Origin of the sequence: Carnobacterium gallinarum DSM 4847 (assembly GCF_000744375.1) — a bacterium.
In the GTDB taxonomy this organism is placed as follows: Bacteria; Bacillota; Bacilli; order Lactobacillales; family Carnobacteriaceae; genus Carnobacterium; species Carnobacterium gallinarum.
The window spans coordinates 502370-519461 of record NZ_JQLU01000005.1; the positions used below are offsets into that span (position 1 = coordinate 502370).

General features: G+C 35.7%; 11 protein-coding genes. 2 read left to right on the forward strand and 9 right to left on the reverse strand.

Annotated elements, in window-relative coordinates; translation table 11 throughout:
- Positions 1–120: 120 nt before the first annotated feature.
- Entirely contained in the window at positions 121–942 is an 822-nt protein-coding gene (locus BR43_RS07275) for a MurR/RpiR family transcriptional regulator (protein WP_034560653.1), read from the forward strand.
- Positions 943–1012: 70 nt separating this feature from the next.
- On the opposite strand, the gene BR43_RS07280 is transcribed toward BR43_RS07275, so the two are convergent.
- From BR43_RS07280 to BR43_RS07290, 3 genes are all read right to left on the reverse strand, one after another.
- Positions 1013–1696, reverse strand: coding sequence for an N-acetylmannosamine-6-phosphate 2-epimerase (locus BR43_RS07280; protein WP_034560655.1), 684 nt, complete (start codon positions 1694–1696; stop codon positions 1013–1015).
- A 2-nt stretch (positions 1697–1698) separates the two neighbouring features.
- Positions 1699–3237: a glucose-specific PTS transporter subunit IIBC gene (gene ptsG, locus BR43_RS07285; protein ID WP_034560657.1), complete on the reverse strand. Its 1539-nt coding sequence runs from the start codon at positions 3235–3237 to the stop codon at positions 1699–1701.
- A gap of 259 nt (positions 3238–3496) precedes the next feature.
- A complete protein-coding gene (locus BR43_RS07290; RefSeq protein WP_034560658.1) occupies positions 3497–4378 on the reverse strand; it encodes a helix-turn-helix domain-containing protein in 882 nt (293 codons plus the stop codon).
- A 448-nt stretch (positions 4379–4826) separates the two neighbouring features.
- Here BR43_RS07290 and BR43_RS07295 point away from each other — a divergent pair, with 448 nt between their 5' ends.
- A complete protein-coding gene (locus BR43_RS07295) occupies positions 4827–7541 on the forward strand; it encodes a YhgE/Pip domain-containing protein (protein ID WP_034560660.1) in 2715 nt (904 codons plus the stop codon).
- Between the two features lie 109 nt (positions 7542–7650).
- Here BR43_RS07295 and BR43_RS19045 read toward each other — a convergent pair whose 3' ends face one another.
- From BR43_RS19045 to BR43_RS07315, 6 genes are all read right to left on the reverse strand, one after another.
- A complete protein-coding gene (locus BR43_RS19045) occupies positions 7651–9834 on the reverse strand; it encodes an immunoglobulin-like domain-containing protein (RefSeq protein WP_051933858.1) in 2184 nt (727 codons plus the stop codon).
- Between the two features lie 32 nt (positions 9835–9866).
- A complete protein-coding gene (locus BR43_RS20595) occupies positions 9867–9989 on the reverse strand; it encodes a hypothetical protein (protein ID WP_281173958.1) in 123 nt (40 codons plus the stop codon).
- A gap of 38 nt (positions 9990–10027) precedes the next feature.
- Entirely contained in the window at positions 10028–11950 is a 1923-nt protein-coding gene (locus tag BR43_RS19050; protein WP_051933859.1) for an immunoglobulin-like domain-containing protein, read from the reverse strand.
- Positions 11951–11983: 33 nt separating this feature from the next.
- Positions 11984–12127, reverse strand: a complete 144-nt coding sequence (locus BR43_RS19865; protein WP_157463971.1) for a hypothetical protein — start codon at positions 12125–12127, stop codon at positions 11984–11986.
- Between the two features lie 94 nt (positions 12128–12221).
- Positions 12222–15134, reverse strand: a complete 2913-nt coding sequence (locus BR43_RS19055) for an immunoglobulin-like domain-containing protein (protein ID WP_051933860.1) — start codon at positions 15132–15134, stop codon at positions 12222–12224.
- A gap of 24 nt (positions 15135–15158) precedes the next feature.
- The gene (locus tag BR43_RS07315; protein ID WP_034560663.1) at positions 15159–16577 is read right to left on the reverse strand and encodes an Ig-like domain-containing protein; all 1419 of its coding nucleotides are present in this window, start codon (positions 16575–16577) and stop codon (positions 15159–15161) included.
- Positions 16578–17092: the final 515 nt, after the last annotated feature.

Sequence of the window (17092 nt, forward strand, 5' to 3'; positions counted from 1 at the left end):
TTTCTTAGGTATAAAAATGCAAAAGATTCTCCGTAATTTTTCATACTTCCTAATGCTCTGAAAATAGTTTTATGTTATGATAGGGCGAGTGAAATAAACGACAGTGAGGAGCTTTTAAACATGCAAGATTTAAATATCTCAAACCGCATTTCACAAAATTATAGCTTGCTTTCAAAAAAAGAAAAGGCCATTGCCGATTTCGTTCTTACAAAACAAGCAAAAATTGATGATATGAGTATCCAAGATTTAGCAGCGGCTGTGCATACTTCAAATGCGACAATTACTAGATTTTGCCATAAACTAAGCTACCGTAGTTTTGCTGAATTTAAAACTAAATTTTTTCAAGAACAACATATTAAACCAACAACTTTACAAATTCCTTCTAAAATTGCAGACTACTATAGTAGGTTGATTAGTTCCTCTGCTGAATTAATCGAACCAGCTGCTTTAAAGGATTTTCTTAAACGAATTCGATCAGCCAAACGGATTATCATTTGTGGCTTAGGTAGTTCGGGTTTAACAGCTACTGAATTTAAATATCAACTGATGCGAATGAACTTTAATGTAGATGCCATTACTGATCCACACATGATGTTAATGAACAGCGCCTTGTTAGATAAAGAAGATTTATTAATCGGTATTTCAAATTCCGGTGAGACAACTGCTGTAATTGATGCCGTTAAAATAGCAAAAAATGAAGCTGCCAGTATTTTTTCTATTACGAATCGAAACCACACAACGTTAACTAACTTATCTGATGGTGTCTTGTTCACATCAGGTATTCACAGTATTCCTGATGAACGCTTTATTAATAGTCAACTGGCGATTCATTTTATTATCGATATTGTTTGTTATACTTTGCTGGAAGAGGATACTTATTTTGCATCAAGAAAAAAAACCTTGGAAACTTTGAAAAAAAATCAGACGACTACTCTCTCTTAAGACTACTTTATAAAAATAGACATCCATTATACAGCAAAAATGCTGTTTAACGGATGTCCATTTTTTTGTATTATTTAATTGCGTCTACAAATATTTTTGTAATCAATTGTGGTCTGGTAATTGCACCACCTACAACGATGCTATGCACACCAAGCTCTTGGCAACGTTTAGCTTTTTCTGGCGTACTGATATTTCCTTCTGCAATCACTGGAATATGCACCTGATTCAATATTTCTTTTAATTTTTCAAAGTCATCGGCAGCCAAATCATCTTGTGCGGATTCTTCTGTATAGCCAACCAATGTTGTTGACACACAATCAAAGCCTAATCGTTCTGCTTCTAGCGCTTCTGATAATGTTGCGGTGTCTGCCATTAATAGTAATTGAGGATATTTTTGACGAATGGCAGCTACAAAATCTTCTAGCAATTCTCCATTTGGTCGTTTGCGACAAGTAGCATCCAAAGCAATCATTTCGCATCCAGTTTCTGCCAACTCATCGATTTCTTTCATGGTTGCAGTAATAAATACTTTTGAATCTGAATAGTCTCTTTTCACAATTCCAATGATTGGTAAATCAACTGTTTTTTTGATTTCAACAATATCTACTGCAGAGTTTGCTCGAATCCCACTGGCGCCACCTTCTTTAGCCGCAACAGCCATCCTTCCCATAATATAAGGACTATGCAATGGTTCTTGTTCCAATGCTTGGCATGATACAATCAATTTTCCTTTTACTTGATCTAGCATATTCATATTTATTCCCCCAGAATTTCTTCAATTTCATTTTTTATAACAGTTACTTGTGGTCCATAAATCACTTGAATACCGTTTCCTTTACGAATTACACCTTTACTACCGGTTGCTTTTAGGGCATCCTCTTCCACCAATGAATCATCTTTGACAGTAACGCGCAATCTTGTCGCACAACAATCCACATTGTCCAGATTAGCTTCACCACCTAAAGCTGCAATTACATCTAGCGCACGCTTGGCTCCATTTCCTGTCGTCTTCACTTCTTTTTCCATTTTATCTTCGCGACCTGGTGTTTTAAAATTAAATTTCTTAATCAATAAACTAAAGGTAAAGTAGTATAGGAAGAACCAGAAAATGCCGATTACAACTACGTACATCCAATGGGTTTTTGCCTCGCCTTGTAGAACTCCAAATAGCATGAAATCAATAAATCCTCCAGAGAACGTTTGACCAATTGTAATTTCAAAAATATGAGCAAGCATAAATGCTAAACCATCAAAGACCGCATGAACTACATACAGCACTGGTGCTACAAATAGAAATGCAAACTCAAGAGGTTCTGTAATTCCTGTTAAAAATGAAGTCAATGCTGCACTTAACATTAACCCACCAACTACTTTTTTATGTTCAGGTTTAGCTGTTCGATAAATTGCAAAAGCAGCCCCAACCAAGCCAAACATCATTGTAATGAAACGACCAGACATAAATCTAGCAGTCCCTTCAAAATATTGAGTGGTGTTTGGATCAGCAAGTTGCGCGAAGAAGATGTTTTGCGTCCCTTGCACTAAGGTCCCATTTACTTCCATTGTTCCACCTAAAGCAGTTTGCCAAAATGGTAAATAGAAAATATGATGCAATCCAAATGGACCAAGTAAGCGCAAGATAAATCCATAGAAGAAAGTACCGATATAGCCTGTTGCATTCACTACTCCACCAATATTAAAGATTACGCTTTGGAATAGTGGCCAAACAAAGTACATCACTACTCCAATAAAAATAGCCGTAAACGATGTAATAATCGGAATAAATCTTGATCCACCAAAAAATCCTAAGAATTGTGGCAACTCGATTTTATTAAATTTATTATGAAGAAATGCGGTAATAATTCCAATTACAAGTCCACCAAAAACACCCGACTCTAACGTTTGAATTCCCAATGTCATTCCCTGACCAACACTAGATAAATTATCAACAACCAATTTGTCGTTTAAACCTAACATCGCGTTAATCGTTGCATTCATCACCAAATAGCCAAGTAAAGACGCAAGTGCTGCTGTTCCTTTATCTGATTTGGCTAAACCAACTGTCACACCTACTGCAAAAATAACCGGTAAATTGGCAAATACAATATTCCCAGCTGAACTCATAATCATGAAAATAGCTTGTAACCACCCAATATTTAACATTGGGTAAGCGCTGACAGTATTAGGGTTAGAAAGAGCTCCTCCAATGCCTAATAGTAAACCTGCTGCTGGTAAAATTGCTATCGGCAACATAAATGACTTCCCAAATTGTTGAGCTTTCTCGAAAAAAGTTTTCATTTATACATCTCCTTTTAAAAATATTTTCATTTTCATATTACAACACGAAAACATTTTCGTCAATAGCAGATACAATGAAACTATTTTATTTTTAAAAGTATCACAAGATTGTCACAATTTTTATGAACTTCTGAATTTGATGCATAACGTCAAAAAAACTTGAGAAAATTCACTATCTGAATTTTCTCAAGTTTTTTTACAAAAGAGTGTGCTACTCATATTGCTTTTTTACTATTTCATTACAACCTAAATCTTATATCTAGAATTCACTTATTTCACTTTGACTAAGTAGTGCTACTTTTTGTAATATTTTTTCATTTTGATACGCATGACCAATTGCTTTAGCCGTTGCTAAGTAGTCACTTGCTTGATCTGGGTTATTTTGTTGATAGTATAGTTCTGCTATATCAAGATTGGCCTGACCTAAAAATAAACTTGAATCATAATTTAAGGACAGCTGAATTACCTTTTCTAAAAGATCAAGTGCAGTAAGATCATTTTTTAATCGCAATTCATTTTGTGCCCAATAATAATTAATTTCAATTATCTTTAATTGATCCCAACGTTCTAATTCTTTTACCTCTCCTACAAGCAAAAGTGCTTCCTCATAAAAGTAGCTGGCTTTATCGAATTTATGCATTTGTTGATAAGCAAATGCCGTTTCATATAACGCTTCTATATCAAACATTTCAATAAACAAACTGCGTTTTTGCATGCAAATGACTTGCATGTAATGAAATAAACCAACGCCATACTCTTGATACCCTCTAACATTAATTAGACCTAAATAATAATAGTAACGTTTCTGAATACTTAGGTTCGTTAATTCTTCAATCAATATATTTTCATTTATTTTTTGATAAGCTAATTGATAATCTTTCTCTTGTAATAATGCTTCTATCTCTTCAAACTGTATCATTAGACGGGCATTATTAGCTGCTACGGACGCTGGTAAAATACCTTCAAAATCAAAATTTAATGCCTTACTTAATTTTTTTATTGTAATACCATAAGGCATCACTTTTTTTGTCTCAATCTGACTAATAGAGGCTTGGGTTATACCAGTTAACTTAACTAGCTCTTTTTGAGATAAGCCTTTTCTGACTCTTAATTCTTTTATTTTATCTCTAAAATCATACATTGTACACTCGCTCCCATTCTCAATAATCTAAATTTACTTCATTAGAATTATTCACGAATGGATACGACCACTGTATCATTAACTTTCCAGTTCATTCCTTTTCCTCCCTGTGCCTATCTCCATTATATCATAAACGTTATGCTAATAAGATGTATATTTTAATTAAAGTAAGCTTGTGGACTATAATTTAAGAGAATATGTCAAAAATTTGTACTAACAGAATAGTTCTTCCTTAATTACTGTGAAGACTTCTCCTCTTCTCTCTAGCTTGCTTTCAATTTCTAAACATATTATACTGAATTATATAGTTATTTAATTAAGCTATTCTTATGTAATTTTCCCTATACATAATTAATTTTTAATTTTATTTTCAAAAAATTATCGTTATATATTAATTATAAAAAAATAGTTTGAAGCAAAATACTTAATAAAAGGAGATTTCCTAACTATGAAGCACTTTAAAAATGTTTTTGAACTTTACACTTTAGATTGGCGACGAATTTTTAAAAATCCATTTGCTACCTTATTAATTCTGGCACTAATTATTATCCCATCTCTTTACGCTTGGTTTAATATTGCCGCATTATGGGATCCTTATAGCAATACTAGTGAGCTACAAATTGCTGTGTACAGTGATGATAAGACAGCAAATTTTGAAGATACTAAGATAAATATTGGAGATAAACTAATCGATTCGTTACATGACAATCATAGTTTAGGGTGGGTTTTTGTTGATTCTAAAAATGACTTAACAAAAGGTGTAAAAAGTGGAAAATATTATGCAGGTGTGTATATTCCAAAAACTTTCTCTAGTGATTTACTTAGTTTTGTCAAAGGTGATTTAAAAAAACCCGCAATCGAATATAGTGTAAATGAAAAAATTAACGCTATTGCACCGAAAATTACGGATAAGGGAGCAACAACTTTACAAGAAACTATTTCTAAGGAATTTGTTGCAACAGTTAGTAAAACTGTAGTAAGCGAGTTTAATACGATTGGAATTGACTTAGAAAGCAATCTCCCTTCTATTAATAAACTTTCTAGTATGATTCTTGAGTTGAATAAAAATTTACCTACGATTGATGGTTATACAAAAGAAGTGCTAGATTTACAAACAAAAATGCCAGATATTAAATCAAAACTAGATAAAGCCAATGAGTTCGTTACTTATTTACCACAAGTTAATCAAATGACGCAAAAAATTGTTGAAGTCAATAATCTAATGCCTCAATTGGATCGAACAGGTGCACTTGTTCTTGATTTACAAGGAAAAATTCCAGAAATTCAAAATGCAGGGAAGCAAGTTGCTGAAATCGATCAAGATTTTGATGGGATTGCTTCAACTTTAGCTAGTGGAATTGACGAAGCAAATGGCGCTTTAACCGTTATTCAAGAAGTTCAAAAAATCATGCCCGATGTCACTAAGCTTGGTGAGCAAGCTAATGCAACTGTTGGAGCATCAAAAGAGGTTATCGAAAAAATCAAAACGGCGTTGGGTCCGATTAAAGATGCCATCGATACTGGTTTATCTATTCTAAAATCCATTGCCTCTTCCATTCAACGTGTAACAGATAGTTTAAGTCAATTTATTAGTAAAAATGAACTGACAGATGAAGATAAAGCTGCCATTACAACTAGCTTGCAAGCCTTAGTCACTCATCTTGAAACAGCTAATTCTATGTTAGATAACTTGATTGATAATTTAACCAAATTACAAGAAGCTGCTGGAAATAATGATTTGGATTCTGTAATCACTAATTTAACTACTATAAAAAATGCAAATAATGTTTTAATTCAAAAAAATCAAACATTAATTTCAGATATCCCTAACTTAACAACTGCCCAAATCCAAGAGCGGCTAAAAGAAATTAATGCTGATTCAACCACGATTTTCAATGATTTAAATCAAATTAATAATGATGAAATTAATGGAAGTATCACAAATCTAATTGATAAAATTAATGCCGGTTTGGATCAAGCTTCTACCGTTTTAAACTCTGCAACAACTGTTGTGCTACCTAATGTTAGCTCTTTATTAGACAGTACATCCTCAACAATTGCAAATGCTGTCGGTTATTTACAAAAATATCAAAAAGAATTGCCCGCTTTAAAACAAGAAATTCATGATGCCAATACTTTATTAAATGGAAATATGGATTTAATTGTTGGTGGCATTAACAAAGCTGCTGATTTTTATCAAAATGATTTTCCAGAATTAAAAGATAAACTTGGTAAGGCTAGTAGCTTTGTTCAAGATGAATTGCCTGGTATTGAAACAGATATCACAAAAACGTTAACTATGGTAAACGAAAAATTACCGGATGTTGAGAAAGCTTTGAATGCAGCAAGTGATATTATAAAAAATGATTGGCCTACTATTCGTTCTGGTGTCGAAAAAGCTGCTAAATTTGTTAAAGAACAGCAAGATAATGTTGATCTTGGCGAAATCATTAAGCTCCTTAAAGCAGATGCCAATTCAGAAAGTGATTTCTTAGCGAATCCAGTTACGATTGAGCAAAAAGCGTGGTACCCAATTCCAAATTACGGATCTGCTAGTGCTCCATTCTATACAGCTCTTTGTTTATGGGTTGGTGGATTGCTCTTCTCAAATATTGCCAGCACTGATTTTACTCTTTCAGAAGAAGATAAAAAACGTTTCTCTAAACGCGAGCAATATTCTGCTAGAATGCTTAGCTTCTTATCTGTAGGTTTCTTCCAAGCTCTGATTGTAGCATTAGGAAATCTCTATTTGCTTCATACCTATACGCTAGAAAAAGCGTGGTTTATCGCTATGACTATTTTTGTTGGGCTGGTCTTTATGTCTATCCTCTACATTCTCGCTGCTGTCTTTGGCAACTTAGGAAAAGGTATCGGAATTATTTTACTGGTACTCTCCATCTCTGGTGGTGGCGGAAACTTCCCGATTCAACTATCCGGTAAGTTTTTCCAATTTATCAATCCCTTACTCCCTTTCACTTATGCAGTGAATTTATTGCGCGAACCTGTTGGAGGAATTTATTGGCCAAATGCGATTAATTATGCGATTGTCTTATTACTATTTGGATTAGTATTTGGAATATTTGGGATTGTTTTCCAACCGTATATTGATGTTTATATTAAAAAACTCCATGCTAAAGTTCAAGAAAGTCACTTTTTCCATTAATAAACAGCCATGAAAATCAATCTTCTGATTTTCATGGCTGTTTTTATTCTATTCTAAAGGAGGTTTTTTAGACTTGTTTGACTCAAACAAACTCTTGCTAGCTACTAGTTTAAGGAGTAACTACCTGAATTGTCTTAATAATCTTATGTCCGGTAAATGGATTAATTACCGTCACTTCAATTGGTGTACCTAGTGAATATGGTTGCGTAAAATTAATCTTAAAGTTGCCAGATGCATCTGATTTCCCTTTATAAACTTTTACTTTTGCAAGTGTCGTAACCCGTACTTCAACAATGGCATTCGGAATAGTCAATCCACTTATTTTGCTATCTGCGGTTGTCACCCGATTGATTGACAACCTATCTGTCGCAATTACTATTCCTTTATAGGTTTTACTGTGTCGACCTTCGCTATCTTTAAGATATCCTTCGATTACGGTTCCAGCCGCATAAGAACTTTCTAATACAACAGTGAACGTTCCGTTGGATTCTACTTTTTCTTCAAAATAGTCATTGCCAATTTTTAAATACAAGGTCGTGTTTTTCTCTCCTGTTCCTTTCACAATTCTGTCGGTATCCAACATTTCAAAAATTACAGGCATCTCCAATTCGCCTTTCACAACAGTGATCTTAGCCGTTGCTGTTCCAATTCCATTGTCACTATCTACAACTTGATAACGCACCTCATACACTCCTGGTACATCTACATTGACATTATCAGAAATTACTTGCGTATTGGTTAATACCCCATCTTCTTTGTCATAGGCAGTGACACCTTCCAAAGGCTTAAACTCACTTCCAACTTCGATCGTTCTATCTGGTGCGGTAATCACAGGGAGTTCATTGGCATAAATGACGGTAATTTTAGCGGTTGCTTTCCCCACTCCACCATCGCTATCCGTTACCTCATACCGTACTATATACTCACCAGGAATAGCTGTATTAACGCCATCGAATTCGACTCGGATATCTCGTAAGAATCCATCTTCTTTATCGTAAGCTGTAACTCCTTCTAAGGGATTGAATTTACTTCCAACACGAATTGTTCTATCGGGTGCAGTAATCACAGGCAATTCATTTCTTTTAATGACGGTAATTTTAGCGGTTGCTTTCCCCACTCCACCATCGCTATCCGTTACCTCATACCGTACTATATACTCACCAGGAGTAGCTGTATCAACATTATCGAATTCGACTCGGATATCTCGTAAGAATCCATCTTCTTTATCGTAAGCGGTAACTCCTTCTAAGGGATTGAATTTACTTCCAACTTGAATTGTTCTATCGGGTGCAGTAATCACAGGCAGTTCATTTCTTTTAATGACGGTAATATTGGCGGTTGCTCGTCCAATAGCACCCTTGCTATCGGTTACTTCGTAACCCACTTGATACTTCCCTGGTTTTTGCATATTAACATTCGTATGTTCCACACGAATATCGGTTAATTTCCCATCTTCTTCATCAAAAGCTGTAACCCCTGCTAAGGCATCAAATTCACTCCCCACTTCGAGGGTTCTATCTGGTGCGGTAATCACAGGTAGGTTATTTTTGGGAATTACTGTAATTTTAGCAGTTGCTTTACCCACACCACCGTCGCTATCGGTTACTTCATAATAAACCTCATAATCTCCAACCTTTGTCGTATCTACATTATTGGACTTCACTTGAATATTTGTTAAAACCCCATCTTCTTTATCCTTGGCAGTAACACCTTTTAAAGCATCAAACACACTGCCTACTTCGATGGTTCTATCGGGTGCGGTAATCACAGGGACTTCATTGCTGGCAAGTTTTACGTCAAATGCTACTAAAAGCCTAAGAGCACCAGGTTTAATTGTTGTTCCTTGAAGTTCATATTTACCCGGCTGAAGAGATCTCACATCAAAATAAATATAACCATTCTCTTCCCTTCCACAGAACACGTCCGGATTCTCCCCCCCATCAATCTTAAATAAAATAAACTCATCATCAATATATCCCATTGGCCTTTTCACACGAATTCTCTTTGTTCGTGTTGTTACATGGTTTGTACTACTCAAATAATTAGCACTAGGTTCTACTACATCAGATATTTCAAAATTAGTGACAAATCTAGATAATTCGGCACCTTGAGGATCTTCCATAAGGGATTGAATTGCACTTTCTTGCATCATTGATTGATTTGGCAGATAAGACTCTAATGTAGTTCCTTGTACAACTGGTCCATCAAGTGTAGCTGCATCTGCATTAAGTTGACCTAACGTAATTCCACAACATAATACCGTTCCTATTCCTAGTAATTTTAAGTTAATCATTTCTCTCTCTCCTTTTCTTTACCATCCTTAAGTTATAAATAATCATCCCCTTCACTAATTAAGCGAATAAAAACTAGTGAAGGGGAAACCTGTTGAATCGCTCCAAATCCTTCAACAGGTTCGATTCTTTCTTGCTTTCGTACCAGTACAGTCATTAATTTTTTTGATAGTTCTCTTAAAGAGAATACATTTTTTAAGGAGCAACTACCTGAATTGTCTTAATAATCTTATGTTCGGTAAATGGATTAATTACCGTCACTTCAATTGGTGTACCTAGTGAATACGGTTGCGTAAAATTAATCTTAAAGTTGCCAGATGCATCTGATTTCCCTTTATAAACTTTTACTTTTGCAAGTGTCGTAACCCGTACTTCAACAATGGCATTCGGAATAGTCAATCCACTTATTTTTCTATCTGCGGTTGTCACCCGATTGATTGACAACATATCTGTCGCAATTACTACCCCCTTATAGGTTTTACTATGTTGACCTTCACTATCTTTAAGATACCCTTCGATTACTGTTCCAGCCGCATATGAATTTTCTAATACAACTGTAAACGTTCCGTTGGATTCTACTTTTTCTTCAAAATAGTCATTGCCAATTTTTAAATACAAGGTCGTGTTTTTCTCTCCGGTTCCTTTCACAATTCTGTCAGTATCCAACATTTCAAAAATTACAGGCATCTCCAATTCGCCTTTCACAACAGTGATCTTAGCCGTTGCTGTTCCAATGCCATTGTCACTATCTACAACTTGATAACGTACTTCATAAACTCCTGGTACATCTGGATTGACATTATCCGAAATTACTTGCGTATTGGTTAATACCCCATCTTCTTTGTCATAGGCAGTGACACCTTCCAAAGGCTTAAACTCACTTCCGACTTCGATGATTCTATCTGGTGCGGTAATCACAGGGAGTTCATTGGCATAAATGACGGTAATTTTAGCGGTTGCTTTCCCCACTCCACCATCGCTATCCGTTACCTCATACCGTACTATATACTCACCAGGAGTAGTTACATCAACATTATCAAATTCAACCCGGATATTTCGTAAGAATCCGTCTTCTTTATCGTAAGCGGTAACTCCTTCTAAAGGTTTAAACTCACTCCCTACTCGAATCGTTCTATCGGGTGCAGTAATCACAGGCAGTTCATTTCTTTTTATGACGGTAATATTGGCGGTTGCTCTTCCGATAGCACCCTTGCTATCTGCTACTTCATAACTTACTTCATACTCTCCAGGTGTATCCGTATCGACATTATAAGACGTCACTTTAATAAACTTTGTTAAATCCCCGTCTTCTTTATCCGTAGCCTTAACACCATCTAAGGGTTTGAAATCACTTCCGACTTCGATGGTTCTATCGGGTGCAGTAATCACAGGCAATTCATTTCTTTTAATGACGGAAATATTGGCGGTTGCTCGTCCAATAGCACCCTTGCTATCTGCTACTTCATAACTTACTTCATACTCTCCAGGTATATCCGTATCGACATTATCAGACGTCACTTTAATAAACTTTGTTAAATCCCCGTCTTCTTTATCCGTAGCCTTAACACCATCTAAGGGTTTAAAATCGCTTCCGACTTCGATGGTTCTATTTTTTGCGGTAATTACAGGCCCTTCATTTGGAGCGTCTTCTACATTAAATGCTGATAAAAGATCTCTTTGTCCACCTTTGTTTCCCTGAATTTGATGCTCCCCTGCATCAAGATCCACATAAAAATAAATATAACCATTCTGTTCCACTCCATCGAAATGCGTATTCTCATACGAATATAAAACAAATTTACTATAACCAGGTATTTTGTTAATACGAACTATAGTAGTATTTGTTGTTATATGGTTTGTATTACTCAAATAATTAGCCACTCCCGTTACCCCACTAATGTCATCTTGGACAAAAGGAAATAATCCTGCATCTCGAGGATCTTTTATAAGGGATTGAATTGGATTTTCTTGCATCATTACTTTATTTGGCAGATATGACTCCAATGTAGTTCCTTGTCCAGCTGTTCCCTCAAGTGTAGCGGCATCTGCACTAAGTTGACCTAACACAATTCCACAACACAACACCATTCCTAAGCCTACTAATTTTAATTTAATCATTTTTTCTCTCTCCTTTTCCTTCTTATTATTGAGTTATAAATAATCATCCCCTTCACTAATTAAGCGAATAAAAACTAGTGAAGGGGAAACCTGTTGAATCGCTCCAAATCCTTCAACGGGTTCGATTCTTTCTTGCAAGTACAACGACTGAGCAGAATAAACTGTACTCCCAGTCATTTTTACTTCTACTGATTAGCGTAATTGATCATTCATTTTCTTGCATAGTTGTCCTAAAAAAATTCTATCTTTATTTATTCTTTCACTTTTTTTATTATGGTCGTGCTGTTGTTTCTGCAACTTCACTTTTAATTCCAGATACTACTTGATAAACTGAAACGACTGCCCCTGACGGTAGAGCCTCAGTAAGATTGATTGAATAATTCCCAGCTTCATCTGCTAGTACAGGAGAATATACTTGATTATTTACTGTTAAAATAATTTGAGCATTTTGATCCCCAGTACCTGTTACTTTTCTATCCCCAGTGATTACTGCTGCAATCGTCGGCTTTCTTGGATAGATTTGAATTGCTTTTTTAAATTTACGTCCTGTAGTAGGATTTGTTACTTCTACTTCAATTTTAGAATCTGCTGGATAAGCTATTGAAAAGGCGATATCAAAATTCCCAGAATCATCTGAGTTTCCATAATAAGTTCTTTTACGTGAGTCCGTTTCCGTTACATCTTCAATGATTTTTGGATAAACTGAGACTTTAATATGCGCATTCGGAATAGTGATTCCAGTTATTTTTTTATCCTCTGACGTCACACGATTTAAAGAAATTACTTCTGCTGGCACAACTGCTGCATAGGTAATGTCACTTTCTTGATTAGTCACTGGATCTAGAATATATGCTTCAATTGGAGTTCCTACTGGATAGGTTTGATCCAATCTTAATTTGAATAAACCAGTCTTAGGAATATCTTCTTCATAGCTATCTTCACCAATCTTCACAAACAACGTAGTATTGGCACGTCCACGTCCAATTAAAATTTTACTTGTATCTGTTAATATTTCTAGATATGGGTTTTTAATTTTTGTTAGCTGAACTGATCCCTTATAGGTTTTACTGGTTCTTCCGTCATTATCTTTCACATAGGCTTCAATTGCTGTTCCTGCTGTATAGGTAGTGTCTAGGTTAGAAGAGAAGGTGCCGTCTTCACCAACTGATTCTTCATAATAATCAAGACCCATTTTTAAATACAGCGTTGTGTTCTTTTCTGCAGTTCCTTTTACAACGTTATCTGTATCTAACACTTCGTTAACTACGGGCATCGCTAACTCGATTTCCACAACCGAGATTTTAGCAGTTGCTGTTCCAACAGCTCCAGCACTATCCACAACCTCATAACGAACTTCATACTCGCCAATCTTGGCCGTATCTACATTATTGGACTTAACTGCAATATTTGTTAAAGCTCCATCTTCTTTATCCTTGGCAGTAACACCTTCTAAAGCATTAAACTTGCTGCCTACTTCAATTGTTCTATCTGGTGCTGTAATGACAGGAATCGTATTTTTTGCAATTACTGTAATTGTAGCAGTTGCTGTTCCAACAGCTCCGGCGCTATCGGTTACTTCATAACGAACTTCATATTCTCCAATTTTTTCCGTATTTACACCATTGGACTTCACTTGAATATTTGTTAAAACCCCATCTTCTTCATCCTTAGCAGTAACACCTTTTAAAGCATCAAACTCACTGCCTACTTCAATCGTTCTATCTGGTGCTGTAATGACAGGAACTGTATTTTTTGCAATTACTGTAATTGTAGCAGTTGCTCTTCCAACAGCTCCGGCACTATCAGTTACTTCATAACGAACTTCATACTTGCCAATCTTTGTCGTATCTACATCCGACTCAACTTTAATATTTGTTAAAGCCCCATCTTCTTCATCCTTAGCAGTAACACCTTCTAAAGCATCAAACTCACTGCCTACTTCAATCGTTCTATCTGGTGCTGTAATGACAGGAACTGTATTTTTTGCAATTACTGTAATTGTAGCAGTTGCTCTTCCAACAGCTCCGGCACTATCAGTTACTTCATAACGAACTTCATACTTGCCAATCTTTGTCGTATCTACATCAGACTCAACTTTAATATTTGTTAAAGCCCCATCTTCTTCATCCTTAGCAGTAACACCTTCTAAAGCATCAAACTCACTGCCTACTTCAATCGTTCTATCTGGTGCTGTAATGACAGGAACTGTATTGATTACTTTTTCAACTACTGTAATTTTAGCGGTTGCTTTTCCAATGGCTCCAGCGCTATCTCTTACTTCATATCGAACTATATACTCACCAGCTTCGTCTGGTTTAACGCTTGTATACACTACTTGAGTATTGGTTAATACTCCATCTTCTTTATCATAGGCCGTAACACCTTCTAAAGCATCAAACTTACTACCTACTTCGATGGTTCTATCTGGTGCGGTAATGACAGGAACTGTATTTCTAGCAACGACTGTAATTTTAGAAGTTGCTGTTCCAACCCCACCTGCACTATCTGTTACTTCAAAATTAATCTCATATTCACCTGGTTTGTATGGATTGACATTATGAGACTTCACTTCAATATTTGTTAAGTCTCCATCTTCTTCATCCTTAGCAGTAACCCCCTCCAAAGCATCAAAAACATCACCTATATAAAACGTTCTATCTGGTGCCGTAATCACAGGAAGTCTATTTGCTCTTTTTACCTCGAAAGCAACGACACGTATAATGGAACCTGGTTCAGATGGAACTCCATAAATCACATATTTTGAGTTAGGATTTAAAGAAACATTTCCAAAATAGACATAGTTACCAACTAGGCTTCCTACCATTTCCGGACCAGAATATCTATCACGATACATTTTATATCCTCTAAAGTTTCCAACTGGTTTATTAATCCGGATTGATGTGGTAAAGTCTGTTGCGTATCCCTCTGAATTGATATTATCAGCCAGTGGGTCAAGCGCCTTCCCCTCCACAGCAACAATAGGCTCCATATTTGAAATGTCACGATTTCCTAAAAGTACTTGAAACGCATCCTCTTGCGTAATTGTTTTTTCTGGCAGATAAGATCCGAGTCTAGCTCCTTGTACAACTGTTCCATCAAGTATAGCAGCATCGGCACTGAGTTGACCTAATGCGACTCCACAGCACAACACCATCCCTATTCCTACTAATTTTAAGTTAATCATTTCTCTCTCCCTCTCCTTAATTTATTATGGTTTTACTATTAGTTCTGCAACTTCACTTTGAACTCCAGCTACTACTTGGTAAACCGTAACAACTGCGCCCGATGGTAAAACTTCGTCAAGTTTTATTACATAATCCCCAGCCGCATCAGCTGTTCCAGCATATTCTTGATCATTTACCATTAGAACAATTTCTCCAAATGGATCCGCTAAACCTGTTACTTTTTTCTCTCCAGTTGTTAGCGTATCAATTGATGGTTTTTTTGGATAAACTTGAATCGTTTTCGTAAACTCTTTTCCTGTAGTAGGATTGGTTACCGTTACCTTAATAGTTGATCCTGCTGGATACGCTATTGAAAAAGCAATATTAAACTTGCCAGAAGCATCTGATTTTCCACGATAAATTCTGTCAGGTGTGGCATTGCTCTCCAAAGGAATTACATTTACTACAACATCGGCATTTGCAATGGTAGTTCCAGTTATTTTTTTATCCTCTGATGTCACGCGGTTTAATGAAATCGATTCATCTGCTACAACTACAGCATGAGTACTTTCACTTTCTTCACCAGTTGCTGGATCGGTAATGTATGCTTCAATCGGTGTCCCCACTGGGTAAGTTTGATCTAAACTCAGTTTAAATAATCCAGTGTCATGAATCTTTTCTTCATACTCATCTTCACCGATTTTCACAGTTAATTTCATATTGGCACGTCCGCTTCCGGTAATAACTTTGCTGGCATTTGTTACTCGTTCTAATAACGGTTTTGCAAGCACTGTTTGTTGAACAGAACTTACATAGCTTTGACTGATTCTCCCTGTACTATCTTCAACATAGGCTTCAATTACTAGTCCGGCTATATAGGTTTTATCTAACTTAATAGAGAAGGTACCAGATTCTCCAACTGACTCTTGGTACGTATCAAGACCTATTTTCAAATAAATAGTTGTATTTTTTTCAGCAGTTCCGGTCACAAACGTATCTGTATCTAATACTTTATTAACCTTAGGCATAGGCAATTCACTTTTGGCAACAACCGCAATCTTGGCAACGGCTGTTCCAATACCACCTGCGCTATCCACAACCTTATAATGTACTTCATAGTTACCAGGGATTCTATTGTTTACACTATTAGATACAACTTGAATTGCTGTTATTACCCCATCCTCTTCATCCACTGCAGTAACTCCTTCTAAGGCATCGAAGGGAGTCCCAACTTCAATCGTTCGATCTGATACTGTAATCACCGGAAGTGTATTTTTAAGCAGATCTACACTTGAAAAAGATTCAACTTTCTGACTATTCTCAATATTCAAAAAATCAAGGACTTCTAAACTTTGAAAACTTTCTACAAGCGGTTCAGATGTATCCGCCTTCACGTCAGATTGACTTAACACAACTCCACAACATAGCACAATACCTAAGCTCACTAATTTTAATTTATTCATTTTTCCTCCACACTCTCCTCATTATACGTATACTGCAATTCTACAACTTCACTTGTCGTTTCTTTTATTATTGAATAGATTTAATCTAAGCTACCTTTGAATAAAATTATTTTATGAATTATTTCTTAATACTCCTATTGAGTGATTTTCACAATCAATAGTATATAGGATACTATTTGTGTTCTACCTTTTTTATTAAGCGCTGCAATTCCATCAAAAGTATAAAAATACTTTCTAAAAAAATCCTGATCTCTAACCTAACACCTTAATCAATTAATTTGTTTGTATATAGAGCTTAAATCTAGCTCCTTATGCTACTATTTGAATCCGTTACCAACTAAAAAATTACTTTTACTATGAAACCATGCCAAATCCAACTAACTTCAATTTAATCATTTTTTACCTCCCTCTTTTTTATTTAACTTAAGAACTGTATCTAGAATTACGTCTTAAATTAAATATATTATACCGTGGAATTATTACTTGATTTGCTCTTTTTTTGTATTGTCCTCTCG

Excerpts from the sequence above, each read along its gene's own strand:
- BR43_RS07295 (WP_034560660.1), top strand. The coding sequence starts at position 4,827 with ATGAAGCACTTTAAAAATGTTTTTGAACTTTACACTTTAGATTGGCGA.
- BR43_RS19055 (WP_051933860.1), bottom strand. The coding sequence starts at position 15,134 with ATGATTAACTTAAAATTAGTAGGAATAGGGATGGTGTTGTGCTGTGGA.
- BR43_RS19045 (WP_051933858.1), bottom strand. The coding sequence starts at position 9,834 with ATGATTAACTTAAAATTACTAGGAATAGGAACGGTATTATGTTGTGGA.
- BR43_RS07290 (WP_034560658.1), bottom strand. The coding sequence starts at position 4,378 with ATGTATGATTTTAGAGATAAAATAAAAGAATTAAGAGTCAGAAAAGGC.
- BR43_RS20595 (WP_281173958.1), bottom strand. The coding sequence starts at position 9,989 with ATGACTGTACTGGTACGAAAGCAAGAAAGAATCGAACCTGTTGAAGGA.
- BR43_RS07275 (WP_034560653.1), top strand. The coding sequence starts at position 121 with ATGCAAGATTTAAATATCTCAAACCGCATTTCACAAAATTATAGCTTG.
- BR43_RS19865 (WP_157463971.1), bottom strand. The coding sequence starts at position 12,127 with ATGACTGGGAGTACAGTTTATTCTGCTCAGTCGTTGTACTTGCAAGAA.
- BR43_RS07315 (WP_034560663.1), bottom strand. The coding sequence starts at position 16,577 with ATGAATAAATTAAAATTAGTGAGCTTAGGTATTGTGCTATGTTGTGGA.
- BR43_RS19050 (WP_051933859.1), bottom strand. The coding sequence starts at position 11,950 with ATGATTAAATTAAAATTAGTAGGCTTAGGAATGGTGTTGTGTTGTGGA.
- ptsG (WP_034560657.1), bottom strand. The coding sequence starts at position 3,237 with ATGAAAACTTTTTTCGAGAAAGCTCAACAATTTGGGAAGTCATTTATG.
- BR43_RS07280 (WP_034560655.1), bottom strand. The coding sequence starts at position 1,696 with ATGAATATGCTAGATCAAGTAAAAGGAAAATTGATTGTATCATGCCAA.